This is a genomic window from Pseudomonas sp. JR33AA (assembly GCF_021378985.1).
Classification (GTDB): Bacteria; Pseudomonadota; Gammaproteobacteria; order Pseudomonadales; family Pseudomonadaceae; genus Aquipseudomonas; species Aquipseudomonas alloputida.
In genome coordinates, this window is the sequence record NZ_JAJSAW010000001.1 from 551,434 (window position 1) to 577,354 (window position 25,921).

Sequence of the window (25,921 nt, forward strand, 5' to 3'; positions counted from 1 at the left end):
GGCTTGCCCGCGAAGGGCCGCAAGGCGGCCCCAATTACTGCCTGATCGGGAAGCTTACTTGCGCTTCATCGACAGGAAGAACTCATCGTTGGTCTTGGTCTGCTTGAGCTTGTCGACCAGGAACTCGATGGCGGCGATTTCATCCATCGGGTGCAGCAGCTTGCGCAGAATCCACATACGCTGCAGTTCGTCGTCAGCGGTCAGCAACTCTTCGCGACGAGTGCCGGAACGGTTGATGTTGATGGCCGGGAACACACGTTTCTCGGCGATGCGGCGGTCCAGCGGCAGCTCCATGTTGCCGGTGCCCTTGAACTCTTCGTAGATCACTTCGTCCATCTTCGAGCCGGTTTCAACCAGCGCAGTGGCGATAATGGTCAGCGAACCGCCTTCCTCGATGTTACGCGCAGCACCGAAGAAGCGCTTGGGCTTCTCGAGGGCGTGGGCGTCAACACCACCGGTCAGTACCTTGCCGGAGCTCGGGATCACGGTGTTGTAGGCACGTGCCAGTCGAGTGATCGAGTCCAGCAGGATAACCACATCTTTCTTGTGCTCGACCAGGCGCTTGGCCTTCTCGATCACCATCTCGGCAACCTGCACATGGCGGGTTGGCGGCTCGTCGAAGGTGGAAGCAACCACTTCGCCACGCACGGTGCGCTGCATTTCGGTCACTTCTTCCGGGCGCTCGTCGATCAGCAGGACGATCAGGTGGCACTCGGGGTTGTTACGGGTGATGTTGGCCGCAATGTTCTGCAGCATGATCGTCTTACCGGCTTTCGGCGGGGCAACGATCAGGCCGCGCTGGCCTTTGCCGATCGGGGCGCACAGGTCGATGACGCGGCCGGTCAAGTCCTCGGTGGAGCCGTTACCGGCCTCCATCTTCAGGCGCTTGTTCGGGAACAGCGGCGTCAGGTTTTCGAACAGGATCTTGTTCTTCGCGTTTTCCGGGCGGTCGAAGTTGATGGTATCGACCTTCAGCAGGGCGAAGTAACGCTCCCCTTCCTTCGGTGGGCGGATCTTGCCGACGATGGTGTCGCCGGTACGCAGGTTGAAACGGCGGATCTGGCTGGGCGAGACATAGATATCGTCCGGGCCGGCCAGGTAGGACGCATCAGCCGAACGCAGGAAACCGAAACCATCCTGGAGAATCTCCAGCACGCCGTCACCCGAGATCTCTTCGCCGCTTTTCGCATGCTTCTTCAGCAGGGCGAAAATCACGTCCTGTTTGCGCGAACGGGCCATGTTTTCGATGCCCATCTGTTCGGCCATTTCCAAAAGATCGGTAATCGGCTTTTGCTTGAGTTCAGTCAGGTTCATAAGGGGAATGACGTAATCATGTAAGAAGGGAGAATTAAGCTTCTGGCTTAATGAGGCCGCGCCGCTGGATGGCGACAGGATCGCGTACTGATTCGAATTAGGGATGCTTCGGCGACGGCATGTAGAGGGCACTGGAAAAGCAGTGCGAGGCCGAATGTAACACTTGCTTTTTTCTGCGTCTAGTGCTCTGAAAAAGAAAAGCCCCGCATTTGCGGGGCCTTTTCACATCACAGGTGGGCGTCGAGGAATGCGGCCAGCTGCGATTTGGACAGTGCACCTACCTTGGTGGCTTCGACGTTGCCGTTCTTGAACAGCATCAGCGTCGGGATACCACGCACACCGTGCTTGGCCGGGGTTTCCTGGTTCTCGTCGATGTTCAGCTTGGCGACGGTCAGTTTGCCCTCGTAGGTGGAAGCGATGTCGTCCAGAACCGGAGCGATCATCTTGCATGGACCGCACCATTCAGCCCAGTAGTCGACCAGTACCGCGCCTTCGGCCTTCAGGACATCGGCTTCGAAGGAGGCGTCGGTGACATGTTTGATCAGATCGCTGCTCATGGATATCTCCAGGGTCGTAAGCAAAAAACGTGGCCCATGATAGCCGCACCCACGCCGGACAGGAAGCCACGTACGATTGAGTGTAACTATAGTTGCGCAAGACGCCGCGAATCGAAACTGTCATATGGCCGTCATAGAATCGAATGGCACATTGCCTTGCATCAAGGCCAGTACAACGGCTGAATGTCACGCGTTGGCGATAGCCTGCTATCGTGGCACGATTGCCAGGTTAACGACCGAGAACAACCAGATCATGCCGCATACCATCGCGAAGAACCTGTCCCTGATCGCCGCCATCGACCTTGGCTCCAACAGTTTTCACATGGTCGTGGCCAAGGCCCACCATACCGAAATCCGCATCCTTGAGCGGCTCGGCGAGAAGGTTCAACTGGCCGCCGGCATCGACGAAGAGCGCATGCTCAGTGAAGAGGCAATGGTAAGAGGCCTGGATTGCCTCAAGCGCTTTTCCCAGCTGATCAATGGCATGCCGGCAGGCGCCGTGCGTATCGTCGGTACCAACGCGTTGCGCGAAGCGCGCAACCGTAACGAATTCATCCAGCGCGCCGAAGCCATCCTCGGCCACCCGGTGGAGGTCATCTCCGGCCGTGAAGAGGCCCGCCTGATCTACCTGGGCGTGTCGCACACCCTGGCCGACACCCCCGGCAAGCGCCTGGTGGCCGACATCGGCGGCGGCAGTACCGAGTTCATCATTGGCCAGCGCTTCGAGCCGCTGCTGCGCGAAAGCCTGCAGATGGGTTGCGTGAGCTTTACCCAGCGCTACTTCCGCGACGGCAAGATCACCCCGGCCCGCTATGCCCAGGCCTACACTGCCGCGCGCCTGGAACTGATGAGCATCGAAAATGCCCTGCACCGCCTGACCTGGGATGAGGCCATCGGCTCATCCGGCACCATTCGCGCCATCGGCGCTGCCATCAAGGCCGGCGGCCTGGGCAATGGCGAGGTCAACGCCGAAGGCCTGGCCTGGGTCAAACGCAAGCTGTTCAAGCTGGGCGAGGTCGACAAGATCGACTTCGACGGCGTCAAGCCAGACCGCCGCACCATCTTCCCGGCTGGCCTGGCGATTCTCGAAGCGATCTTCGATGCCCTGGAACTGAACCGCATGGACCACTGCGACGGCGCCCTGCGCGAAGGTGTGCTGTTCGATCTGCTTGGCCGCCACCACCACGAAGACGTGCGCGAACGCACCCTGAACTCGCTGATGGAGCGCTATCACGTGGACCAGGGCCAGGCGGCGCGCGTCGAGCGCAAGGCATTGCACGCATTCGACCAGGTGGCAGACGCTTGGGACCTGAAAGAGGGAAACTGGCGCGATCTACTGGGCTGGGCCGCGAAAGTGCACGAAATCGGGTTGGACATTGCCCATTATCACTACCACAAGCACGGCGCCTATCTGATCGAGCACTCGGACCTGTCGGGCTTTTCCCGGGAAGATCAGCAGATGATGGCCCTGCTGGTACGCGGCCACCGCCGCAACATCCCCAAGGACCGTTACGCCGAACTGGGTGATGAAGGGGTCAAGCTGCTGCGCCTGTGCGTGCTGCTGCGCTTTGCCATCCTGTTCCACCACATCCGTGGCACGCAGCAAATGCCAAAGGTAGAGCTGCACGGCGGGGACAACAGCCTGGATGTAGCCTTCCCTGAAGGTTGGCTGGAGCAGAATCAGCTGACCCAGGCCGACTTCGCCAACGAGGCGGAGTGGCTGGCCCGGGTCGGCTTCGTCCTCAGCGTACGTTGAGCACCGGGTTGCTCAGGCGCTCCAGCAGGGTCGCCTGAACGCTGCGCGGGTTCTGGTTGCCGGTCGGGGTGCTGCGCACGTAACGCCCGTCTGGCTGCAAGGTCCAGGCATGGGTATTGTCGGTCAGGTAGCCTTCCAGCTCCTTCTTCACCCGCAGCAACAGCTTCTTGCCCTCCACCGGGAAGCAGGTCTCGACACGCTTGTCGAGGTTGCGCTCCATCCAGTCGGCGCTGGACAGGTAGATCTGCTCTTCGCCGCCATTGAGGAAGTAGAACACCCGCGTGTGCTCAAGGAAGCGGCCAATGATCGAACGCACCTGGATGTTGTGCGAAACCCCCGGAATACCTGGGCGCAGGCAGCACATGCCACGCACCACCAGGTCAATTTTCACGCCCGACTGGCTGGCCTTGTACAAGGCCTTGATGACTTTGGCGTCGGTCAGCGAGTTGAACTTGGCGATGATGTGCGCCGGCTTGCCTTCAAGGGCGAACTGGGTTTCCCGCGCGATCATGTCGAGCATGCCCTTTTTCAGGGTGAACGGCGCATGCAGCAGCTTCTTCATGCGCAGGGTCTTGCCCATGCCGATCAGCTGGCTGAACAGTTTGCCGACGTCTTCGGTGAGCGCATCGTCAGAGGTCAGCAGGCTGTAGTCGGTGTACAGGCGGGCGTTGCCGGCGTGGTAGTTACCGGTGCCCAGGTGCGCATAGCGCACGATCTCGCCCTGCTCGCGGCGCAGAATCAGCATCATCTTGGCGTGCGTCTTGAAGCCGACCACACCGTAGATCACTACCGCACCGGCCGCTTGCAGGCGGCTGGCCATCTGCAGGTTGGACTCTTCGTCAAAGCGCGCACGCAACTCGATCACCGCAGTGACCTCCTTGCCGTTACGCGCTGCGTCCACCAGGGCATCGACGATTTCCGAGTTAGCCCCCGAGCGGTACAAGGTCTGGCGCACGGCGAGCACATGCGGGTCCTTGGCGGCCTGGCGCAGCAGATCGACCACTGGCGTGAAGGACTCGAACGGGTGCATCAGCAGGATGTCCTGCTTGCTGATCACGCTGAAAATGTTGTCAGCGTTCGCCAGCAGCTTGGGGATCGCCGGAGTGAACGGTGTGTATTGCAGCTCCGGGTGGCTGTCCAGGCCGGTGATGCTGAACAGGCGGGTGAGGTTGACCGGGCCATTGACCTGGTACAGCTCACTTTCGCTGAGGCTGAACTGCTTCAACAGGTAGTCCGACAGGTGTTTCGGGCAGGTGTCGGCCACTTCCAGACGCACGGCGTCACCGTAGCGGCGCGAGAACAGCTCGCCGCGCAGCGCGCGGGCCAGGTCGTCGACCTCTTCAGAGTCCAGCGCCAGGTCGGCGTTGCGCGTCAGACGGAACTGGTAGCAGCCCTTCACCTTCATGCCCTGGAACAGGTCGTCGGCGTGTGCGTGGATCATCGACGACAGGAACACGTAGTTTGCACCCGGGCCGCCCACCTCTTCCGGCACCCGGATAACCCGCGGCAGCAGGCGCGGTGCCGGTATGATCGCCAGACCCGAGTCGCGACCGAAGGCGTCCACCCCCTCGAGCTCGACGATGAAGTTGAGGCTCTTGTTCACCAGCAGCGGGAACGGGTGAGTCGGGTCGAGGCCAATCGGGGTAATGATCGGGGCAATTTCGTCGCGGAAGTAGCGGCGTACCCAGGTCTTGAGCTTGGGTGTCCAGTAGCGGCGGCGGATGAAGCGGATCTGGTGCTTTTCCAGCTCAGGCAGCAGCACGTCGTTAAGGATCGCGTACTGGCGCTCTACCTCGATGTGCACCAGTTCGCTGATGCGCGCCAGCGCCTGGTGCGGCTGCAGACCATCGGCACCGGCCTGTTCACGGGCGAAGTTGATCTGCTTCTTCAGGCCTGCGACGCGAATCTCAAAGAACTCGTCGAGGTTGCTGGAGAAGATCAACAGGAACTTGAGGCGTTCCAGCAGCGGGTAGCTCTCGTCCAGTGCCTGCTCCAGCACGCGGATATTGAACTGCAGTTGCGAGAGTTCGCGATGAATGTACAGGCTGCTGTCGTCCAGGCCAGGGACGGCGATGGCCGGGGACGGCGCGGGCGCCGGAGCCACAGGCTCGGCCACCTGCTCCGCTACAGGCTCAGCCGCCGGAGGCAGGTCTGGCGGGGTCTGCAGCATCTCTTCTGGGAGCTCCTGAGCATCCTTGATCGCGACAGGGCTTAGCACTTCATTATTCATCTGGCGTTCCTGAGGACGTTAACGCCCTATCATCTATTGAGCGGCAAGATAAGCGCCCATTATGACGCCCGTGTTACACATATGGGCAAGCCGTGGCAAGGGGCCTCTGGCATTGTCTGCGCTGGAATTGTTCACGTCGAGACACATTTGGACACTTTCACGAACGCGCGCGAAGGGGTAGGCTGCGCGTTCATTTCGCCAGCACCTCAGAAAATGCTTCAACAATTCCTGCAGGATTTCGGCTACTTCGCCCTTTTTCTAGGCACCTTCTTTGAAGGCGAGACCATTCTGGTGCTTGCGGGATTCCTTGCGTTCCGCGGTTACATGGATATCAATCTGGTGTGCCTGGTGGCCTTCTTCGGCAGCTACGCGGGCGACCAGTTGTGGTACTTCATGGGCCGACGCCACGGGCGCAGGATCCTGGCGCGCAAGCCGCGCTGGCAGGCAATGGGCGACCGGGCGCTGGACCACATCCGCCGCCACCCCGATATCTGGGTGCTGAGTTTCCGCTTTGTCTATGGTTTGCGCACGGTCATGCCGGTGGCCATCGGCCTGTCGGGTTACCCGCCACGCCGCTACCTGCTGCTGAACGGGATTGGCGCGGGCATCTGGGCAGTGGCCCTGGGCGCCGCCGCCTACCACTTCGGCGCCATCCTCGAAGGCTTGCTGGGCAACGTCAAACGTTACGAGCTATGGGTGCTTGGCGGCCTGGTGGCGCTGGGCGGCCTGCTGTGGCTGCGCCGGCGCTTCCGTACTCTGCGCGCGGAGCGCAGGGCGGCGAGCCAGGCCCAGCCCCCAGAGGCTGAGCAGGCTGTAAGCCACGAGCAGAAACCAGGCCAGCGGCGCGACCACCGCTAAGCCCAAGGCGCCGGCCAGGTACAGTGCCGGCGCATTCAGACACAACCGCGCCAGCTCCAGGCGTGCAGACCAGGGCCGGTTCTCCAGCAACGCGCCCAGCACGAACAAACCAAAAGCCATCAGTGACCAGCCGAGCACCAGCGCGGCGGTCGGCACGCGGTCGGCCACGTCCATCAGGTAGCTGCCCAAGGCCACATAGACCACGAACTGCGCCGCCACATAGGCTTGTTGCCCGCGGCCCAGGGCAACCTCGAACTTGCGAAACAGCGCCAAGTCCTGCTTGGCCTGTGGGTAGCGTGCGGCCACATCGGCCGGACGCCAGCCGGTAGGCATGAACCAGATACGCAGCTTGTCCCACAGGCTGGTGGTGCGCCGGGCGTCGTGCCAGAGCTGGGCATAGTATTGCAGGTTGGCCCATAGCGGGTTCCAGCTGGCCAGCGGCGTGGTCACCCCGAACACCACCGGCTCGGCCGGGTCTTCCTCCTTGAAGGTACCGAACAGGCGGTCCCAGAGAATGAACACACCGCCGTAATTGCGATCCAAGTAAGCAGGATTTTGCGCATGGTGGACGCGATGGTTGGACGGCGTGATCAACACCCACTCCAGCCAGCCAAGTTTAGGGATATGCCGGGTATGCACCCAGAACTGATACAGCAGGTTGAGCGAGGCCACGGTGATGAACACCAGTGGCGGCACACCCAGCAGCGCCAGCGGCAGGTAGAACAGCCACGAGAAGATGAACCCGCTACTGGTCTGGCGCAGCGCCGTGGTGAGGTTGTACTCCTCGCTCTGGTGATGCACCGAGTGCGCAGCCCACAGCACATTGCGCTCATGCCCCAGGCGGTGCAGCCAGTAGTAGCAGAAGTCGTACAGGACAAAGGCCAGCAAGCAGACCCACCCTGCCTGCGCCGGCAATTGCAACAGCGCCAGGTGTTCGAACGCCAGGGCATAGGTGACCAGCCCTATGCCTTTGGTCAGCAGGCCGGTACTGGTCGACAGTGCGCCGGTACTCAGGCTGTTGATCGAGTCGGCCAGGGTGAAATTGTGCTGGCCGCGCACGCGGTCGGCGACCAGTTCGACGGCTATCAGCACAAAAAAGAACGGCACGGCCAGCAGTATCAGGTCCATGGGCGCGACCTCAGGCGTTATCCACCAAGATTAGGCCGCCCCCGCAGGAATCCCTATGGCGACATCTGCCAAACTAGAGGACATTTAGCGCCTCGACACTGGAGTAATGAGCATGACAAAAAAAGTAGCGGTGATTCTTTCCGGCTGTGGCGTGTATGACGGCGCCGAAATCCATGAAAGCGTGATCACGCTGCTGCGCCTTGACCAGCGCGGTGCGCAGGTGCAGTGCTTCGCGCCGAACATCGCACAGATGCATGTAATCAACCATCTGACCGGCGAAGAAATGCCCGAATCGCGCAATGTGCTGGTGGAATCGGCGCGCATCGCCCGCGGCGAGGTCAAGGATATCCGTGAAGCCAAGGCCGAAGACTTCGATGCGCTGATCGTACCGGGCGGTTTCGGGGCGGCAAAAAACCTGTCCAACTTTGCCGTGAAAGGCGCCGACTGCAGCGTGATCCCAGACGTACTGGCCTTGGCCGAAGCCTTTGCCCATGCTTGCAAACCCGTTGGCCTGATCTGCATCTCGCCGGCGCTGGCGGCAAAGATCTATGGGCCGGGCGTGGTCTGCACCATCGGGAGCGATGCCGACACTGCGGCGGCTGTCGAGAAGATGGGCGGCACCCATGAAGAATGCGATGTACACGACATTGTCGAAGACACCCAGCGCAAGCTCGTGACTACCCCGGCGTACATGGAGGCCAAGTCGATCAGTGAGGCGGCGGGCGGGATCTACAAGCTGGTGGACCGAGTGCTGGAGCTGACGCACGAGTAAGTGACTGCGTTGGTTTCTTCGCGGGCATGCCCGCTCCCACAGGTACAGCGCAGGAAGGGCACTCGGTACCTGTGGGGCACCGCCTGTAGGAGCGGGTTTACCCGCGAACACCGGCAGAGCCGGTGCCATCCACCGCGCCAGCCTGGGCTGTCACCGACAGGAACCGTGTCAGCGCTCAGCCTTTCGAAAGCCGGGCAATGATCCGGTCCAGCGCATTGGCAAACGCCTGCTTCTCGCGTTCGCCATAAGCCGCCTGCCCTCCCCCCACCTGCCCCTGCTCACGCAGCTCGGTAAACAGGTTGCGCGCCGCCAGGCGGTCGCCCATGTTGCGCTCGTCGAACTCACGCCCACGCGGGTCCAGTACCGCCACACCCTTTTTCACCAGGCGGTCAGCCAGCGGCACGTCGCTGCAGATCACCAACTCGCCAGGCATTGCGTTTTCCACAATGTAATCGTCGGCCGCATCCATGCCGCTGGGCACCACGATCAGGCGCACGATTGCGAACGCCGGCTTGGCCACAGCCTGCCCCGCCACCATCACCACCTCGAACTTGCGCTTGAGGGCGAACTTGACGATCAGATCCTTGGCCGCCTTGGGGCAGGCGTCGGCATCGATCCATACACGCATTGGACACACTCTCCATGAACTCAATGCACCCATCATGCCTGAAGCGTAGCGAAAGCTGGAGCAGGCCAACGCTTGAAAAATGGCGCCAGAATTTCAATTACCGCTTATCCGACCGCGCCACTGCGGCTAAACTCGCCACAGCTTCAATGGCCTGCCCGAGCGCGCAATGAACCACCCTCACGAAATCCGCCCTGATCTGGACGAAGGCATCGACCGCAAGGTCCTGGCGACATTGCGTGCGCGCTTCCTGCACTTGAACCAAGGCCGTCTGCAGCGGGCAAAGGAAGGCCTGTCAACGCGCCAGCAACAGGTGCTGTCGCTGTTGCCACTGCTGTTTCACGTGAACCACCCGTTATTGCCGGGTTACGTCTCCGGCAGCACCCCTGCGGGCGTATCGGCTTACGAGCCAAGCGCCGAGCTGGTGGCAGATGCCCAACGCCTCGCCCGCTCGTTCACCTACAAGGCCCAGCATGGCAACCCACCACGCCCGATCCACGGCCTGTTCCTGATGGGCAGCCTGGGCTCGCTGGCGCAGGCCGAGCACAGCGACATGGACCTGTGGGTGTGCCATGCGCCCGGCTTGCCCGAACAGCTGCTGGGTGAGCTGCGCCGCAAGTGCCAGCTGCTGGAGGCCTGGGCGGCAAGCCTGGGCGCCGAAGCACACTTTTTCCTGATCGACACACAGGGTTTCGCCCAGGGCCAGCGCGATGGCCAGCTCGGCTCCGACGACTGCGGCACTACCCAGCATTACCTGCTGCTGGACGAGTTCTACCGCACTACCCTGTGGCTGGCCGGGCGCACGCCGCTGTGGTGGCTGGTACCGGTGTACGAGGAGCACAACTACTACAGCTACACGCAGACGTTGCTGTCCAAGCGCTTTATCCGCAGCGAGGACGCCCTTGACCTCGGCAACCTGGCGCACATTCCGCCCGGTGAGTTCGTCGGCGCTGGCCTGTGGCAATTGTTCAAAGGCATCGACTCGCCCTACAAATCGCTGCTCAAACTGCTGCTGACCGAAGCCTACGCCGGCGAACACCCTGCGGTACGCTGCCTGAGTCTGGACTACAAGCAGGCCGTGTTTGCCAACCAGCTCGACCTCGACGAGCTGGACCCCTACGTGATGGTCTACCGGCGCATCGAACGCTACCTGCTGCAACGCGGCGAACCCGCGCGCCTGGAGCTGGTCAGGCGCAGCCTGTACCTGAAGGTGAACAAGAAACTCAGCGACCAGGGTCGCAGCCATGGCTGGCAACGCCGGCTGCTGCAGCGCCTGGCCGACGAGTGGGGCTGGGACCAGCGCCAGTTGGCCCTGCTGGACAGCCGCAGCCAATGGAAAGTGCAGCAGGTTGCCGTCGAGCGGCGTGAGCTGGTGGCCGAGCTTAACCTCAGTTATCGCTTCCTCAGCCAGTTCGCTCGCACCCAGAACGCCAGCAGCCGCGCCGACCAGCGCGACCTCAATGTGCTGGGCCGGCGCCTGTACGCAGCTTTCGAGCGCCGCGCCGGCAAGGTCGAAGTGATTAACCCCGGCATCGCCCCTGACCTCGCCGAAGGCACCCTGACGCTGGTTCAGGCACCCAACCGCAAGGAGCCGGGCAGCTACCACTGGGAGCTATACCGCGGCAACCTGAGCACCTATGAGGTGCAGCACTTCAGCCCGATCAAACGCTGCCGCGAGCTCCTCGAACTGCTGACCTGGGCCCATCGCAACGGGGTGGTCGACAGCAGCACCCGCATGGCGCTGCATCCAGGGGCCAGCGACCTCGGGGAATTCGAGCTGTTCAACCTGCTGGGCTGTCTGCGGCACAGTATCCCCCTACCCTTGCCGACCGTCAGCGAAGTGCGCCTTTTGCAGCCCAGCGTTGCCGATGAGGTGTTGTTGCTGGTCAACGTCGGCGTCGACCCGCTGCGCCACCACCGCGACCTGAACGTTCTGATGACCACAGAGCGCACCGACGCGTTGAGCTACGCTGGCGTGCGCGAAAACCTGGTGCTGACCCTGGACCAGGTCACCGTCAACAGCTGGAACGAGGTGCTGGTCCAGCGCTATGACGGCGAACACGCGCTGGTGCGCTGCCTGCGCGACTTCCTCAACAGCCCGGCGCAGCGCGGCCACCGGCCACGGGTGCGGGTACGCTGCTTCTGCCAAAGCCGCGCCCAGCCAATCGGCCAGCGTGTAGAGGAAATTTTCGACACCGTGCAGCTGCTACGGGACCAAGGGCTACACCACCGCTACCTGTTGCAAGTGGCCCAACACACCCATGTGCTGGAACTGTTGCCCGAGCATGTCAGCCTGACGACCCTGGCCGAGCATGAGGCGCTACTGGCCCACTTGGGCGAAGAGCGCGCTGCCTACAGCCCGCTGTACCTGGATGCCAATGCGCTGCAGGACCACGACCTGCGCCTGGTGCTGGAGCAAGGCCGGCCAGCCTGCATACAGGTGTTCTACCGCCTGCAGGGCGGCTGGGCCGACGTGTATGTGCTGGATGAGTACAACGCATTGTGGCAACAACGCCTGCCGCTGCATGACGAAGCGCATCTGCTGTTGCCACTGCAACGTTTTCTGCGCTCGGTGGTGATGCGCCGCGATGCCCGGCTGCCCCTCGATAACCTGCGACCCGCCTCGCTGGATATCCACTACGCGCAGCTGTTGCCCACCGGCCCAGGCAAGGCACGCAACATCGAGCCGCGCCTGGCCCCGGCCGAGGGCAGCGACCAGCCTTACTATGAGGTACAGGCGATTATCCAGGCCGGTGTAGCGGGTGTGGCGCATGTGACGCTGTATTGCGGCCAGCAGGAGTTTTCCGAGCTGGAACATGGTGAGCAGCTGTACGCGGTGGTGGCCAGGCAGATCATCGGTCAGCGCCGTGGCGCAGCACAGTACCGGTGCTACATCACCGACCTGGATTTGTCCGAGTTGCTGGATGACCGGCTGGGGGCAACACAGGTCTACCTGAACTACAAGCGGGTGCTGGAGCAGGCTTTGAATGAGGGGCTGGAGCAGGTTTTGGCCCAGGGCGCCTGAACGCGTAGCACAAGGCGGCTACATAGCGCGCGTCCCTCTGTAGCAACAACCTTGCGCTGCAAACGGGCCGCCAAGCGGCCCCCTGGCCCCTACAGGTCGTAATCGCCCGCCGCCTCCGGCTGGTACTCCACTTCCAGCAGCTTCAGCTTGAGGGTCTTGCCACCCGGTGCCGGCCAGTCGATCTGCTCGCCCACCGACAGCCCCAGCAAGGCGCAGCCAATCGGCGCCAGGATCGAGACCTTGCCTTCCGGCCCGGCATCCTTGGGGTAGACCAGTGTCAGGTGGTAGTCCTTGCCGCTGGCTTCCTCACGGCAGTGCACCCGCGAATTCATGGTCACCACGCCCGCCGGCACTTCCTCGTGACCGACCACCTGCTCGGCGCGGTCAAGCTCGTCCTGCAGGGCGAGCACACCCGGCGTACTCTCGTCGAGGCTGTCGATCAGACGCTCCAGACGCTGTACGTCCAATCGGGTGAGGATGAGGGAAGGCTTGGTGCTCATGATCCAGTCAGACTCCTTTGAACAGGCAGTTTTCAATGTGCAAATAAAGCAAAACCCCGCCCAAGGGCGGGGTTTGAGAAGGCTTTGGCGTCAACGACGCAGAACCTGACACTACCACAGCCGGGCAAATACTCAAGCCCCTACGCTCAGTGTGGCTTGGTCTGCTCGCGCAAGGCCTGGGCCTCGCGGCAGATCTGCCGACGCCGTTCGTCATCGGCCGAGCGCCATTCGCGAATGTGCTCGACATGCCGGTGGCAACCGGTGCACACCCGCTGTTCGTCCAGCCGGCATACGCTGATGCATGGTGATGGCACTGCGGGGCTGACGTTGCTGTAGAGTGGCTTGGGCGGCCGAGCCTGGGCGCTACTCATGTCAGATTTCGTCGAAGTCCAGCTTCTCGCCGGCCCGCTCCCAGACGATACGCTCGAGCATTTCACCCAGCAACTCTTCGCTCTTTTCGCATACCCACTTGCCGCTGTCTTCGTCGTAATCGAAGTGGAAACCACCGGAGCGGTCGGCAAGCCACAGCTGGCGCAGTGGCTCCTGACGGCTGAAAATCAGTTGGGCGCCGCCCTCGAACTTGACGGTCAGGACACCGGCGGAGTTCTCCATGTCCAGGTCCAGACCGCTCTCGTCGAACAGATCTTCCAGGGCCTGTTGGGTCGCGTCGACCAGATCATGGAAACGCGCTTCACTCAAACTCATTGCAGGAACCTCGAAATTGGCTGCGTTACAGGCAAGCCGGGCAAGATACGGGCGCTTGCCGCCGAATGCAAAGGTTTAGCCGTTACCTTCACCGGCCTCTTCGCGGGCAAGCCCGCTCCAACAGGGGGCTGCGCAGAGGCTAAGCATAGCCCGCCCGGCGGACCGGTCCTTGCATAGGCAAGCCGCCGGTCGCTCGGTATACTCGGGCGCAATACTGCATTTTTCTAAGGATTTCACCCATGAAGCGCCTGATTTCCTCCTTCGCGGCGCTGGTCGCTGTTGCCTGCCTCGTTTCGGCCTGTGGCCAGAAAGGCCCGCTGTATCTGCCTGAAGATGGCGATAACGGCAAAGCGCACAAGTCGCACCAGCACCAGCCAAAAGCCAAGCCGGCCCCGGCACAAGAACAGCAGTCCGAGCTGCAGTCCGAGCCCGAGCAGTCGCCAGCGCAGTAAGGAAACCAGATGAACGCTTTCAACTACCGCGACGGTGAGCTGTTCGCGGAAGGCGTGGCCCTGTCGGCCATTGCTGAACGTTACGGCACCCCCACCTATGTGTACTCGCGCGCCCACATCGAGGCCCAGTACCGTAGCTACGCAGACGCCCTGCAAGGCACCGAGCACCTGGTGTGCTTCGCGGTCAAGGCCAACTCCAACCTTGGTGTGCTGAACGTGCTGGCGCGCCTGGGCGCAGGCTTTGACATTGTTTCCGGTGGTGAACTGGAGCGTGTACTGGCCGCTGGCGGGCGTGCCGACCGCGTGGTCTTCTCCGGCGTTGGCAAAACCCGCGAAGACATGCGCCGCGCCCTGGAAGTTGGCGTGCACTGCTTCAACGTCGAATCCACCGACGAGCTGGAGCGCCTGCAGGTAGTCGCCGCCGAAATGGGCAAGGTTGCCCCGGTATCGCTGCGGGTCAACCCGGACGTCGATGCCGGTACTCACCCGTACATTTCCACCGGCCTTAAAGAAAACAAGTTCGGCATCGCCATCGCCGATGCCGAGGTCATCTACGTGCGCGCCGCACAGCTGCCGAACCTGGAGGTGGTCGGTGTCGACTGCCACATCGGCTCGCAGCTGACCACCGTCGAGCCATTCCTCGACGCCCTCGACCGCCTGCTGGTGCTGGTCGACCGCCTGGCCGAGTGCGGCATACACCTGCGCCACCTGGACCTGGGGGGCGGTGTCGGCGTGCGCTACCGCGACGAACAGCCACCACGGGTGGCCGACTACATCAAGGCCATCCGCGAACGCGTGGGCGAGCGCGACCTGGCCCTGGTGTTCGAGCCAGGTCGTTGCATCGTCGCCAACGCTGGCGTGCTGCTGACCCGCGTGGAATACCTCAAGCACACCGAACACAAGGACTTCGCCATCATCGATGCAGCGATGAACGACCTGATCCGCCCGGCCCTGTACCAGGCCTGGATGGGTGTCAGTGCGGTCAAGCCACGTGCAGGCGAAGGCCGTGCCTATGACCTGGTCGGCCCTATCTGCGAGACTGGCGACTTCCTCGGCAAGGACCGCGTACTCAACCTGGCCGAGGGTGATCTGCTGGCCGTAGAGTCCGCGGGCGCCTATGGTTTTGTCATGAGTTCCAACTACAACACCCGCAGCCGTTGCGCTGAAATCCTGGTCGACGGCGACCAGGCGTTCGAAGTACGCCGCCGCGAGACCGTCGCCGAACTGTATGCTGGCGAAAGCCTGCTGCCGGAGTAAGCCCATGCTGCTGCGTTTTACCAAGATGCATGGGCTGGGCAACGACTTCATGGTCCTGGACCTGGTCAGCCAGCACGCGCACATTCAGCCCAAGCACGCCAAGCAATGGGGTGACCGTCACACCGGCATCGGCTTTGACCAGTTGCTGATCGTCGAGGCACCGAACAACCCGGAAGTGGACTTCCGCTACCGCATCTTCAACGCCGACGGCTCCGAGGTCGAGCAATGCGGCAACGGTGCACGCTGCTTTGCCCGCTTCGTGCTGGACAAGCGCCTGACCGCGAAAAAACGCATCCGCGTGGAAACCAAGAGCGGCATCATCGTGCTGGACGTGCAGAACGACGGCCAGGTGAGTGTCAACATGGGCCCGCCGCGCTTCATCCCTGCCGAAATTCCCTTTGTCGCCGACGCACAGGCGCCAAGCTACCCACTGGAAGTTGACGGCAAGTTGTATTCGATAGCCGCCTTGTCCATGGGTAACCCGCACGCCGTGCTGCGTGTCGACGACGTGTTGACTGCGCCTGTGCATGAGCTGGGCCCGAAGATCGAAAACCACCCACAATTCCCACAGCGGGTGAATGCCGGCTTCATTCAAGTCATCGACCGCCACCGCGCCAACCTGCGCGTGTGGGAACGCGGCGCCGGCGAAACCCAGGCTTGCGGCACCGGCGCCTGCGCCGCAGCCGTGGCGGCGATCAGCCAGGGCTGGATGGATTCCCCGGTGTCCCTCGACCTGCCCGGTGGTCGCCTGCACATTGAATGGGCCGGCCCCGGCAAGCCCGTGATGATGACGGGCCCAGCCGTACGCGTCTATGAAGGACAGGTTCGTCTCTAAACGAGTAACCGCCATGACCGATCAGCCCAAGGTTGTACCCAAGCAGTCCGCCGAGCTCGATGCCGAAGCGGTGGTCGCCTACCTGCGCGCCCACCCCACCTTCTTCGCCGAGCACGACGAGCTGCTGATCGAACAGCACATCCCGCACCAGCGTGGCGACAGCGTGTCGCTGGTGGAACGCCAGCTCAAGCTGCTGCGTGACCGCAACATCGAAATGCGCCATCGCCTGTCGCAACTGATGGACGTGGCCCGCGACAACGACCGGCTGTTCGACAAGACCCGCCGGCTGATCCTTGACCTGCTCGATGCCGGCAGCCTGGAAGAAGTGGTAATGGCGGTCGAAGACAGCCTGCGCCAGGAGTTCCAGGTGCCCTTCGTCAGCCTGATCCTGTTCGGCGACAACGTCGCGCCGGTCGGGCGCTGGGTCAGCAATGCCGAGGCGCAGCAAGCCATCGGTGCCCTGCTGGGCGGTGGCAAGACCGTCAGTGGCAACCTGCGCGAGCACGAGCTGGCTTTCCTGTTCGGTGAAGAACAGCGCCGCGAAGTGGGCTCCAGCGCCGTGGCAGCTCTTGAGTACCAAGGGCTGCATGGGGTACTGGCCATCGGCAGCCGCGACCCACAGCACTACAAAAGCAGCGTCGGCACCCTTTTCCTTGGCTATATCGCCGAGGTGCTCGGCCGCGTTGTGCCACGCGTTACCCAGACCTTGCGCTCGGTACGCTGATGAAACGCCAGCTGGAGGCTTATTGCGCACACCTGCGCAACGAGCGCCAGGTGTCGGAGCACACCTTGCTGGGCTACCGTCGCGACCTGGAAAAAGTCATCGCCTACTGCGAAAAACACGGCATTGCCGAGTGGCAGGCGCTGCAAATCCAGCAACTTCGCCAGCTGATCGCCCGCTTGCACCACGATGGCCAGTCCCCGCGCAGCCTGGCACGCCTGCTGTCGGCAGTGCGCGGCCTGTACCGCTACCTCAACCGCGAAGGCCTGTGCCAGCACGATCCGGCCACCGGCCTGAGCGCGCCCAAAGGTGAGCGTCGGCTGCCCAAGGTACTGGATACCGATCGCGCCCTGCAGCTGCTCGATGGTGGCGTCGACGACGACTTCATCGCCCGGCGTGACCAGGCGATCCTCGAGCTGTTCTATTCCTCGGGCCTACGCCTATCGGAACTGACCAACCTCGATCTTGATCACCTCGACCTCGCCGCCGGCCTGGTGCAGGTACTGGGCAAGGGTGGAAAAGCCCGTGTACTGCCGGTGGGTCGCAAGGCTCGCGAGGCGTTGCAGGCCTGGTACCGTTTGCGCGGTATCGGCAACCCGCGCGACCGTGCCGTGTTCATTACCCGACAGGGCAATCGCATCAGCCCCCAGGCGGTTCGGCTGCGGGTAAAGGCCGCCGGTGAGCGTGAGCTGGGCCAACACCTGCACCCGCACATGCTTCGCCATTCCTTCGCCAGCCATGTGCTGGAATCATCCCAGGACCTGCGCGCGGTGCAGGAGATGCTCGGCCACGCCGACATCAGCACGACGCAAATCTACACCCACCTGGACTTCCAGCACCTGGCCGCGGTGTACGACAGCGCCCACCCTCGGGCCAAACGCAGCAAAGGCACAGACTCATGAGCATCAAGCTGATCACCTTCGACCTCGACGATACCCTATGGGACACCGCGCCGGTGATTGCCACCGCGGAAGTCGTGCTGCGCGACTGGCTCGAGGCCAATGCACCAACCCTCGGCAGTGTGCCGGTGGAACACCTGTTCGCCATCCGCGAGCGCCTGGTGCAAGCAGAGCCCGGCCTCAAGCACCGCATCAGCGCCCTGCGCAGGCGTGTACTGTTTCATGCCTTGGAAGAGGTCGGCTACAGCGAGCAGCACGCACAGGCGCTGGCCAACGAAGGCTTCGAAGTGTTCCTGCATGCCCGCCACCAGGTGGAGATCTTCCCAGAGGTGCAGCCGGTGCTTGAGATTTTGCGCCATCAATACATCCTGGGCGTGGTCACCAACGGCAATGCCGACGTCAGCCGGCTGGGGCTGGCGGATTACTTCCGCTTTGCCCTGTGCGCCGAAGACCTCGGCATAGGCAAGCCAGACCCGGCACCATTCCTTGAAGCGTTGCGCCGCGGCGAGGTGGACGCAGGGGCGGCGGTGCACATCGGCGATCACCCTGGCGATGACATTGCTGGCGCCCAGCGCGCCGGTTTGCGCGCGGTGTGGTTCAACCCGCAAGGCAAGGCGTGGGCTGGCGATCAGGCGCCAGATGCCGAGATCCAGCGCTTGTCGCAACTACCTGACGTGCTCGCGCGCTGGCGCTGACGGGGGCCGCGCAGGCCCTGAACCCTGTGGTGAAGCTATGGGAGCGGGCATGCCCGCGAAGAGGCCGACCCAGGCAACACAAAACCCACAGGCATAAAAAAACCCGCAGCGACGGCGGGCTTTTTTGCGATCAGCCACTCAGATAGGGCGGCTGCCGTACTTGTTGTCTGGCTTCTTGGGCGGGTCAGCGACCACGTTGGCCTCGACTTCCTGCACCTTGCCACCGCGAGAAAGGAATTCTTCCATCGCCTTGGCCAGTGCATCACGCTCTTTCTGCTTGGCTTCCATGCTCGGCAACTCGTCTATCGAGACTGCCGCCTTGGATTTGCCCTTGGCAACGGGTGCCGGGCTGCTGTCGTCATCGCCAGCGTCTTCCACGCCGTCATCAGCCGCCCCTTCAAGAACCTCATCACCCTCGTCTTCGTCGCCTACTTCGAGGTCATCATTTTCCAGATCGTCGTCGCTCATGTTCTACCTCATGACTTGCGAAAAGCAGGTGGGTTTATAGACCAGTGCAGCCGTAGACCGGCAGCCACCAGTGAAAATTCAACTGGCCGTGGGTTAGGCCACTGCCCTTGGGTCGGCACTCCTGATGGGTGCGGCACCCAGCAGACCCTGCTCCTGGCAGGACCTGACAAATCCATTAGCCCCTGCTGGCCACACGCTATTGGCAAGCCTAGCAAAGGCTGGCGAAGAGTGTGGACTACTCGTCAAACACCCTTCGGCGCGCATTCTAGCGCGCCCGTGAAAAAAGCAAAGCGCCATAAACGCCCTGTGGCTTGTAAGTTTTTTACCTACGTCACGAACGTGTCGAATAAACCGTTTGCCGTGCGGGAAATGCTGAAAAACTGGCAAAAAAATGCCCGGCAAGCCGGGCAAATTTTTACCGCGTCGCAGTTACAGGTTGTAGCCGCGCTCGTTGTGCTGAGCCAGGTCGAGGCCGACCGACTCTTCTTCTTCGTTGACCCGCAGGCCCATCACCACATCCAGCACCTTGAGAATCACGTAGGTGACGATGGCGGTGTAGACCACGGTGAAAATCACACCCTTGGCCTGGATCCAGACTTGCATGCCGATGTCGGTGACGGTACCGAAGCCGCCCAGCGCCGGGGCCGCGAACACACCCGTGAGGAGGGCACCGATGATGCCGCCCACACCGTGCACGCCGAAGGCATCCAGCGAATCGTCATAGCCGAGTTTGCGCTTGAGCGTGGTGGCGCAGAAGTAGCAGACCACACCCGAAACCAGGCCGATAATCAGCGCGCCAATCGGCCCGACGGTGCCCGCAGCCGGGGTGATGGCGACCAGGCCAGCAACCACGCCCGAAGCGATGCCCAGAGCACTTGGCTTACCGTGACCGACCCACTCGGCGAACATCCAGCCCAGGGCGGCGGCGGCGGTAGCGATCTGAGTGACCAGCATGGCCATGCCGGCAGTACCGTTGGCGGCAGCCGCAGAGCCTGCGTTGAAACCGAACCAGCCGATCCACAGCATCGCTGCGCCCATCAGGGTATAGCCGAGGTTGTGCGGGGCCATCGGCGTGGTCGGGTAGCCCTTGCGCTTGCCCAGCACCAGGCAGCAGACCAGGCCTGCGATACCGGCGTTGATGTGCACCACGGTGCCGCCAGCGAAGTCCAGTACGCCCCAGTCCCACATCAGGGCACCGTCACCGCTCCACACCATGTGTGCGATCGGCGCATACACCAGGGTGAACCAGATACCCATGAATACCAGCATCGCCGAGAATTTCATGCGCTCGGCAAAGGCGCCGACGATCAATGCCGGGGTGATGATGGCGAACGTCATCTGGAAGGTGATGAACACCGCTTCAGGGAACAGCGCGGTGGCCGAGGTCAGGCTGTCAGGCGTGACGCCGCTGAGGAAGGCCTTGGAGAAGCCGCCAACGAACGAGTTGAAGTTGAGCACGCCCTTTTCCATACCGGCGGTATCGAAGGCCATGCTGTAGCCGTAGACGACCCACAGAATGCTCATCAGGCCGGTAATTGCAAAGCACTGCATCATCACCGACAGCACGTTCTTGGAACGCACCATGCCGCCATAGAACAGGGCCAGGCCCGGAATGGTCATGAACAGCACCAGCGCCGTTGCGGTCAGCATCCAGGCGGTGTCGCCGGAGTTCAGCGCTGGGGCAGCTTCCTCTGCCAGGGCAAGCCCGGGCATTACGAGGGACAATAGGGCTCCTAGCCCTGCGATCTTACGCAGAGTCATGTTGTTTTCTCCTGGGGCGTTGGGTTTGGTGAGGCTTTGTTGCTGCTTAGATCGCGTCGGTATCGGTTTCGCCGGTACGGATGCGGATTGCCTGCTCCAGATTCACCACGAAAATCTTGCCGTCACCGATCTTGCCGGTGTTGGCTGCCTTGGTGATGGCTTCGATTACCCGATCAAGGTCTTTGTCATCGATGGCGACATCGATCTTCACCTTGGGCAGGAAATCGACCACATATTCAGCGCCGCGATACAGCTCGGTGTGGCCCTTCTGGCGACCGAAACCTTTGACTTCGGTGACGGTGATGCCCTGCACGCCGATTTCCGACAGCGACTCGCGCACGTCGTCCAACTTGAACGGCTTGATGATGGCTGTGACTAGCTTCATGAAACTCTCTCCCGATTTGGTGGACTTGCCCCAGGAAAACAAACCCGTCTCAAGTCTAAGCGCAGCGGTTGGCTTTGTAACGCGTCGTCGGCATCCGGCTCCGCGTGCGCACTGCCTGGTCACAAGGAACTGCTTCAGTGCATGGCTCGTACAGGTCTTTGCAGAAACCTTGCCAGTTCCGACAAAACGCCGGAAAACAGAGCGTTATGTGATTTGGTCGGGATTGGCCAGTCGCCAGCATGGGAAACATGCACAATTTCGGTGCGCAGCGGCCGGGCAAGCTGCGCGAAAAATGTGCACCGGATTAAAAACCCCATGCGATCTTTTGTGGGAGCGGCCTTGCGTCGCGATTGGGGTGCGAAGCGCCCCACGATTTGTGCCCTGATGCTGACATCGCCGGGGCCGCTGTGCGGCCCAATCGCGACGCAAGGCCGCTCCCACAATGGCCAATGTGCACTCAGGCGCCAGGTTTGTGCGTGCTACACTGGCGGCCATTTCTCCGTTTCAGTGGACAGCCCCATGCTCGCGCCCAAAGCCCTTCTCGATGCCCTGAGCGACCAGGCCTCGCGCCTGTTCAGCAGCGATGCCGCCCAGCCCCGTGCGGAACTGGAAAGCCAGTTCAAAGTGTTGATGCAAGGTGCCTTCAGCAAGCTGGATCTGGTCAGCCGCGAGGAGTTCGACAGCCAGATGGTCGTACTGGCGCGCACCCGCGCACGCCTTGAGGCCCTGGAAAAACAGGTAGCCGAGCTGGAAGCGCGGCTGAACCCAACCTCACAGGATGAGTGAATGCAGCCCTCCAGCGCATACCCGGTACTGTTGTTTTCCTACGGCACCTTGCAGGATAAAGCCGTGCAACTGGCCAACTTTGGCCGTGAGCTGAGCGGCCAGGCAGACCGTATGCCGGGCTACCGCCTGGACTGGGTCGAGATCACCGACCCGGGCGTACTGGCGACCAGCGGCAAGTCCCATCATCCCATCGTTTGCCCCAGCAGCCAGGCCAACGACAGCGTGGCCGGCATGGTTTTCCAGATCAGCGAAGACGAACTGGCAGCGGCGGACCGCTATGAAGTCGCCGACTACAAGCGCGTCGCCGTCACCCTTGCATCGGGCCTGACAGCCTGGGTGTATGTGCGCGCCTGAGCCCGTCCGCTGCAGGTTGAGCCCGCAACGATCCGGCGTGGGTAAAGGCCTGTTGCGGTGGTAGCTCACTTGCATGCAGTGTGCCGCGGAACAACGCCGCCCCGCACTGAGTAAACAACGTTTTCACCCGGTTGTGCGAATTGAGGATCTGGGCCTGGATATCACCAATGGCCGTATCCCTTGGTTGCAAGCTGGCCGCTCGGTTGACCCATTCGATGGCGGCAAAGCGGCTTTGCTTGCGGGTGCCATGCCCCTGCATCCAGGCCAGCCCCAGTTCGGCGCTGGCACGCCCTGCAAGCCACGGGTCCGGGTGCTCGACCAGGCTCAGCAGGTAAGCAACCGCTTCGGCTCGCTCCTGCGCCTCACCAAACCGGCGTAACAAAATCCCCAGATGCAAACGCGCACGCGCGTTGATCTGCGCGTTGCCCAGCGCGTCGACAAGCAAGCGCCTGACCGCCAGCATGGCACTGCGCTCGTTCAAGTCCTCATCGCCGTCCATGCGCAAGCAGGCCAGTTTGTACTTGGCCTGCCTGCTGCCCGCCTCCACCGCACGCTGCAGCCAATACCCGGCTGCCTCGTCATCCAGGTAATGCGCCGGCGTGTTGGCCAGGCCGCCATCGTGCAGCTCGTACAAGGCCAGGGCAGCACCCGGCAGGTTAAGTTCGGCGCAGCGTTCATACAGGTAGCAGGCTACTTCATGCCGGTTGGCTGACCACAGCAACCGGGCCACGGCAAGCACTTCGAACCCCGGTGCCTGGCCCGCGCACTGGCGATTCACCGCCCGTTGCAACCATAGCCTTGCCTGCTCGGCCGAGCGTGGCAGCGCCCACAGCCCGAAACGGTGCCCGGCCGCGCGCAAAGCACAGGCAGCAGCATGTGAACGGCCGTCACACAGGCGCTCAATAGCGCCGTGTAACAGTTGCCTCTCATCTGCCATGCCATCGCGCAGTATCAGCTCGGCCAGACAGCGAAAAGGCACGCCCATGGCGCGGATGGCGCCCAGATCGGCATTGCACGCCAAGCTCGCGGCAAAATCGCGCATAGCGCCCGCATGGTCGCCCAATGCCCTGCTGCGCAGCGCCCCCCGCCATGCCAGAACGACAGCGCGTTCCCTGGGCCTCAACGGGCGTTGTGACCAATCTTCGAACACGTGCTGCCAGTCGGCGACGGCCTGCAACTTGTCAGCCTGTGGCAGCATCAGCCGGGCTTCGACGGCCATCCAGTGCAGCGCATTACGCAAGCGCTCGTCCCAGGTTGCGCACAATGGGCCATTGGCCAACAGCTCGAGCGCATCGAGACTGCCGCCCCTGCGGGGCAGCAGGTAAACAGCAAGGGCCTGGATCGCTTCGAAGCAACCGGGGCGGGCGATCAGCGCATGGCGCAGCCAGTAATAGCGAGGGTCTTCGTTTTCATGGTCGACCCGCCCGCCCAGGTAGAGCGGCAGCGCCTGTGGCAGCTCCGCCAAGGGCAGCAACCCATGCTTCACCAGCAACGGCGCTGCAGCTTCCTGTACCTCTACATCGGCATGGGCGCTGGGCCTGAAGCGTGCAGGCTCTCCCTGAAACAGTTGGCGCAGCCAACCAGGCTCATGGAACTGCGCACTGATGCGCAGCATGCCAATGGCCGCTGCCACGGGGTGCGCAGAGCGGTCCATGGCACGCAACAGGTGCGCCGTGGCGGATTCACAAATTTGCGCGACAGCCAGCGAACGTGCAGCGTTGGGTTGGCCATCAACCTGCACCTGGCAGGCCCGTTGGAAGCAGTGCATGCCCATTACCACTTGTGGGTGGTACGCCCTGGGGCACGCGTCAATCCAGGCTCTGAGCACTTGGCTCAGGGCCCTGTCGCCCTGGTTTTCCTCGTCGAGCAGCATGTGCCCTTCAATGGCCGCCAGGTAGGCTGGAAACTCGCCGGGCGGGGCTCGGCGCCACTGAGCCTCTAGCCTGTCGAAAAAACGGTTGAGTTCAACGAATGCACTGGCCTGCACCAGTTCGCGGATTGCCTGGTGCGTGCGGGTGAGCATTTGCACGGTGCAATACCTCAAGTCCATTTGAAAGAAGACGCAGTGCCATCCCATGGCAACTGCGGTTGCCCACAACACTAAGTCATACCTGACGGCTGCGCAAAGCCTATTGGATCCATTTTTGCCGAAGCGCATGAAAGCGCAGGGAAAACCCCTGCCCTGAAAAACCACGACGCACACTTGTTGCGCCGGCATTGGCAGCACTGGCTATTCTTTGCCCAGCCGCAGGAAGCGGCATTTCCAGCAACAACGGAGTGTTCATGTCCCTAGCCCTCGTCAACAGCCGCGCCCAGGTAGGCGTGCAGGCACCGGCGGTCAGCGTCGAAACCCACCTGGCCAACGGCCTGCCTCATCTCACCCTGGTCGGCCTGCCCGAAACCACGGTCAAGGAAAGCAAGGACCGGGTGCGCAGCGCCATCGTCAACTCCGGGCTGAACTACCCGCAGCGGCGCATTACCCAGAATCTCGCCCCCGCCGACCTGCCCAAGGATGGCGGCCGATATGACCTGGCCATCGCCCTGGGCATCCTCGCCGCCGACGGCCAGGTGCCGATTGCCACCTTGGCCGATATGGAATGCCTGGGCGAACTGGCGCTGTCGGGGAAATTGCGCCCGGTGCAGGGCGTGCTGCCTGCGGCTCTGGCGGCACGCGAAGCAGGCCGGGCGCTGGTGGTACCCCAGGAAAATGCCGAGGAAGCCAGCCTGGCCGGCGGGTTGGTGGTGTATGCGGTGGGCCACCTGCTGGAGTTGGTCGCCCACCTGAACGGCCAGGTGCCGCTGCCGCCCTACGCAGCCAACGGCCTGATCCTGCAGCAACGCCCCTACCCGGACCTGAGCGAAGTGCAGGGCCAACTGGCGGCCAAGCGAGCCTTGCTGCTGGCTGCGGCCGGGGCGCACAACCTGCTGTTCACCGGGCCGCCCGGCACCGGCAAGACCTTGCTCGCCAGCCGCCTTCCCGGGCTGCTGCCACCGCTGGACGAGCACGAGGCGCTGGAAGTGGCGGCAATACAGTCGGTCAGCGGGAAAGCGCCGCTGAACAGCTGGCCACAGCGCCCCTTTCGCCACCCCCATCACTCTGCGTCCGGCCCGGCGCTGGTCGGTGGCAGCAGCCGGCCGCAACCTGGTGAAATAACGCTCGCCCATCACGGTGTGTTGTTTCTCGACGAGCTTCCGGAGTTTGAGCGGCGCGTACTGGAAGTACTTCGCGAGCCACTGGAGTCAGGTGAAATCGTGATTGCCCGTGCCCGCGACAAGGTGCGTTTCCCCGCGCGCTTCCAGCTGGTGGCGGCGATGAACCCCTGCCCTTGCGGCTACCTGGGCGACCCCACTGGCCGCTGCCGCTGCAGCACCGAGCAGATCGCGCGCTATCGCAACAAACTGTCCGGTCCACTGCTGGACCGCATCGACCTGCACCTGACCGTGGCTCGCGAGAGCACTACGTTGAACAACCAGCCTTGCGGTGAAACCAGTGCCGATGTCGCCGTCAGGGTGGCTGAAGCGCGGGAGCTGCAGCACAGGCGACAAGGGTGTGCGAATGCGTTTCTCGACCTTGAGGGTTTAAGGCATCACTGTGGGTTGGTAGCGGCGGACCAGGTCTGGCTGGAAGGGGCCTGCGAGCGGCTGACCTTGTCGCTACGGGCGGCGCACCGGTTATTGAAGGTGGCGCGGACATTGGCGGACCTGGAGCGGTGCGAAACAATTGGCCGGACGCACCTGGCCGAGGCGCTGCAGTATCGCCCAGGGAGCAGTTAGATTGCCAGGGCTGTGCCCCTGTAGGAGCGGGTTTACCCGCGAAGAGGCCGGCACAGTCACTACC

25 protein-coding genes and 1 pseudogene are annotated in these 25,921 nt (G+C 62.6%); 13 read left to right on the forward strand and 13 right to left on the reverse strand.

What is annotated here, in order from left to right; all coding sequences use genetic code 11:
- Positions 1-54: 54 nt before the first annotated feature.
- Together rho and trxA are read right to left on the reverse strand one after the other, a co-directional pair.
- Positions 55-1,314 (reverse strand): transcription termination factor Rho, encoded by a 1,260-nt coding sequence (gene rho / locus LVS58_RS02430; protein WP_003253661.1) that lies wholly within the window; start codon positions 1,312-1,314, stop codon positions 55-57.
- Positions 1,315-1,541: 227 nt separating this feature from the next.
- A complete protein-coding gene (gene trxA, locus LVS58_RS02435) occupies positions 1,542-1,871 on the reverse strand; it encodes a thioredoxin TrxA (protein WP_003253660.1) in 330 nt (109 codons plus the stop codon).
- A 253-nt stretch (positions 1,872-2,124) separates the two neighbouring features.
- Here trxA and ppx point away from each other — a divergent pair, with 253 nt between their 5' ends.
- Positions 2,125-3,627: an exopolyphosphatase gene (gene ppx, locus LVS58_RS02440; RefSeq protein WP_233689739.1), complete on the forward strand. Its 1,503-nt coding sequence runs from the start codon at positions 2,125-2,127 to the stop codon at positions 3,625-3,627.
- Here the strand turns inward: ppx and ppk1 are convergent.
- Positions 3,614-5,857: a polyphosphate kinase 1 gene (ppk1, locus tag LVS58_RS02445; protein ID WP_233689740.1), complete on the reverse strand. Its 2,244-nt coding sequence runs from the start codon at positions 5,855-5,857 to the stop codon at positions 3,614-3,616. The genes ppx and ppk1 overlap by 14 nt on opposite strands.
- Before the next feature lie 213 nt (positions 5,858-6,070).
- On the opposite strand from ppk1, the gene LVS58_RS02450 reads away from it, so the two are divergent.
- Complete coding sequence (locus tag LVS58_RS02450) at positions 6,071-6,715, forward strand: DedA family protein (protein ID WP_012054060.1); 645 nt, start codon at positions 6,071-6,073, stop codon at positions 6,713-6,715.
- Between the two features lie 501 nt (positions 6,716-7,216).
- Here the strand turns inward: LVS58_RS02450 and LVS58_RS02455 are convergent.
- Positions 7,217-7,843: pseudogene (locus LVS58_RS02455) on the reverse strand (sterol desaturase family protein); the annotation flags it as partial.
- 112 nt (positions 7,844-7,955) lie between these two features.
- Here LVS58_RS02455 and elbB point away from each other — a divergent pair.
- Positions 7,956-8,615 (forward strand): isoprenoid biosynthesis glyoxalase ElbB, encoded by a 660-nt coding sequence (gene elbB, locus LVS58_RS02460; RefSeq protein ID WP_233689741.1) that lies wholly within the window; start codon positions 7,956-7,958, stop codon positions 8,613-8,615.
- 175 nt (positions 8,616-8,790) lie between these two features.
- Here the strand turns inward: elbB and LVS58_RS02465 are convergent, their stop codons facing one another.
- Entirely contained in the window at positions 8,791-9,243 is a 453-nt protein-coding gene (locus tag LVS58_RS02465; RefSeq protein ID WP_233689742.1) for a YaiI/YqxD family protein, read from the reverse strand.
- A 166-nt stretch (positions 9,244-9,409) separates the two neighbouring features.
- Here LVS58_RS02465 and LVS58_RS02470 point away from each other — a divergent pair, with 166 nt between their 5' ends.
- Positions 9,410-12,265 carry a class I adenylate cyclase gene (locus tag LVS58_RS02470; protein WP_233689743.1) on the forward strand — a complete coding sequence of 952 codons (2,856 nt, stop codon included), beginning with the start codon at positions 9,410-9,412 and terminating at the stop codon, positions 12,263-12,265.
- An 89-nt stretch (positions 12,266-12,354) separates the two neighbouring features.
- Here the strand turns inward: LVS58_RS02470 and rnk are convergent, their stop codons facing one another.
- The 3 genes from rnk to cyaY form a co-directional block, all read right to left on the reverse strand.
- Positions 12,355-12,765 (reverse strand): nucleoside diphosphate kinase regulator, encoded by a 411-nt coding sequence (gene rnk, locus LVS58_RS02475; RefSeq protein WP_003253652.1) that lies wholly within the window; start codon positions 12,763-12,765, stop codon positions 12,355-12,357.
- A gap of 146 nt (positions 12,766-12,911) precedes the next feature.
- Positions 12,912-13,136 carry a DUF1289 domain-containing protein gene (locus tag LVS58_RS02480; protein WP_233689744.1) on the reverse strand — a complete coding sequence of 75 codons (225 nt, stop codon included), beginning with the start codon at positions 13,134-13,136 and terminating at the stop codon, positions 12,912-12,914.
- Between the two features lies 1 nt (position 13,137).
- Entirely contained in the window at positions 13,138-13,470 is a 333-nt protein-coding gene (gene cyaY, locus LVS58_RS02485; protein WP_004575827.1) for an iron donor protein CyaY, read from the reverse strand.
- A 239-nt stretch (positions 13,471-13,709) separates the two neighbouring features.
- Between cyaY and lptM the strand changes: the two genes are divergently transcribed.
- Genes lptM through LVS58_RS02515 form a run of 6 tightly spaced genes read left to right on the forward strand, consistent with a single transcriptional unit; the run spans position 13,710 to position 18,329 of the window.
- The gene (gene lptM, locus LVS58_RS02490) at positions 13,710-13,922 is read left to right on the forward strand and encodes an LPS translocon maturation chaperone LptM (RefSeq protein WP_233689745.1); all 213 of its coding nucleotides are present in this window, start codon (positions 13,710-13,712) and stop codon (positions 13,920-13,922) included.
- Between the two features lie 9 nt (positions 13,923-13,931).
- Positions 13,932-15,179, forward strand: a complete 1,248-nt coding sequence (lysA, locus tag LVS58_RS02495) for a diaminopimelate decarboxylase (protein WP_233689746.1) — start codon at positions 13,932-13,934, stop codon at positions 15,177-15,179.
- Positions 15,180-15,183: 4 nt separating this feature from the next.
- Complete coding sequence (dapF, locus tag LVS58_RS02500) at positions 15,184-16,014, forward strand: diaminopimelate epimerase (RefSeq protein ID WP_233689747.1); 831 nt, start codon at positions 15,184-15,186, stop codon at positions 16,012-16,014.
- 13 nt (positions 16,015-16,027) lie between these two features.
- Positions 16,028-16,738, forward strand: coding sequence for a DUF484 family protein (locus LVS58_RS02505; protein ID WP_003253646.1), 711 nt, complete (start codon positions 16,028-16,030; stop codon positions 16,736-16,738).
- The gene (gene xerC, locus LVS58_RS02510) at positions 16,738-17,637 is read left to right on the forward strand and encodes a tyrosine recombinase XerC (RefSeq protein ID WP_233689748.1); all 900 of its coding nucleotides are present in this window, start codon (positions 16,738-16,740) and stop codon (positions 17,635-17,637) included. Before LVS58_RS02505 ends, xerC begins: the two co-directional genes overlap by 1 nt.
- Complete coding sequence (locus LVS58_RS02515; RefSeq protein WP_003253644.1) at positions 17,634-18,329, forward strand: HAD family hydrolase; 696 nt, start codon at positions 17,634-17,636, stop codon at positions 18,327-18,329. The genes xerC and LVS58_RS02515 overlap by 4 nt, the downstream gene beginning before the upstream one ends.
- A 138-nt stretch (positions 18,330-18,467) precedes the next feature.
- Here LVS58_RS02515 and sutA read toward each other — a convergent pair whose 3' ends face one another.
- From sutA to glnK, 3 genes are all read right to left on the reverse strand, one after another.
- Positions 18,468-18,797 carry a transcriptional regulator SutA gene (gene sutA / locus LVS58_RS02520; protein ID WP_233689749.1) on the reverse strand — a complete coding sequence of 110 codons (330 nt, stop codon included), beginning with the start codon at positions 18,795-18,797 and terminating at the stop codon, positions 18,468-18,470.
- A gap of 429 nt (positions 18,798-19,226) precedes the next feature.
- On the reverse strand, positions 19,227-20,558 hold the full coding sequence (locus LVS58_RS02525) for an ammonium transporter (RefSeq protein ID WP_233689750.1): 1,332 nt from the start codon (positions 20,556-20,558) through the stop codon (positions 19,227-19,229).
- 46 nt (positions 20,559-20,604) lie between these two features.
- Complete coding sequence (gene glnK / locus LVS58_RS02530; RefSeq protein WP_002555808.1) at positions 20,605-20,943, reverse strand: P-II family nitrogen regulator; 339 nt, start codon at positions 20,941-20,943, stop codon at positions 20,605-20,607.
- A 519-nt stretch (positions 20,944-21,462) separates the two neighbouring features.
- Between glnK and LVS58_RS02535 the strand changes: the two genes are divergently transcribed.
- The gene (locus LVS58_RS02535; RefSeq protein ID WP_233689751.1) at positions 21,463-21,729 is read left to right on the forward strand and encodes an accessory factor UbiK family protein; all 267 of its coding nucleotides are present in this window, start codon (positions 21,463-21,465) and stop codon (positions 21,727-21,729) included.
- The gene (locus tag LVS58_RS02540; RefSeq protein ID WP_233689752.1) at positions 21,730-22,083 is read left to right on the forward strand and encodes a gamma-glutamylcyclotransferase family protein; all 354 of its coding nucleotides are present in this window, start codon (positions 21,730-21,732) and stop codon (positions 22,081-22,083) included.
- Here LVS58_RS02540 and LVS58_RS02545 read toward each other — a convergent pair.
- Positions 22,037-24,106 carry a DUF4034 domain-containing protein gene (locus LVS58_RS02545; RefSeq protein ID WP_233689864.1) on the reverse strand — a complete coding sequence of 690 codons (2,070 nt, stop codon included), beginning with the start codon at positions 24,104-24,106 and terminating at the stop codon, positions 22,037-22,039. The two genes, LVS58_RS02540 and LVS58_RS02545, sit on opposite strands and share 47 nt — an antisense overlap.
- Before the next feature lie 106 nt (positions 24,107-24,212).
- On the reverse strand, positions 24,213-24,368 hold the full coding sequence (locus LVS58_RS02550) for a hypothetical protein (protein ID WP_233689753.1): 156 nt from the start codon (positions 24,366-24,368) through the stop codon (positions 24,213-24,215).
- Here LVS58_RS02550 and LVS58_RS02555 point away from each other — a divergent pair.
- Positions 24,367-25,857 (forward strand): YifB family Mg chelatase-like AAA ATPase, encoded by a 1,491-nt coding sequence (locus LVS58_RS02555; RefSeq protein ID WP_233689754.1) that lies wholly within the window; start codon positions 24,367-24,369, stop codon positions 25,855-25,857. The two genes, LVS58_RS02550 and LVS58_RS02555, sit on opposite strands and share 2 nt — an antisense overlap.
- Positions 25,858-25,921 lie beyond the last annotated feature (64 nt).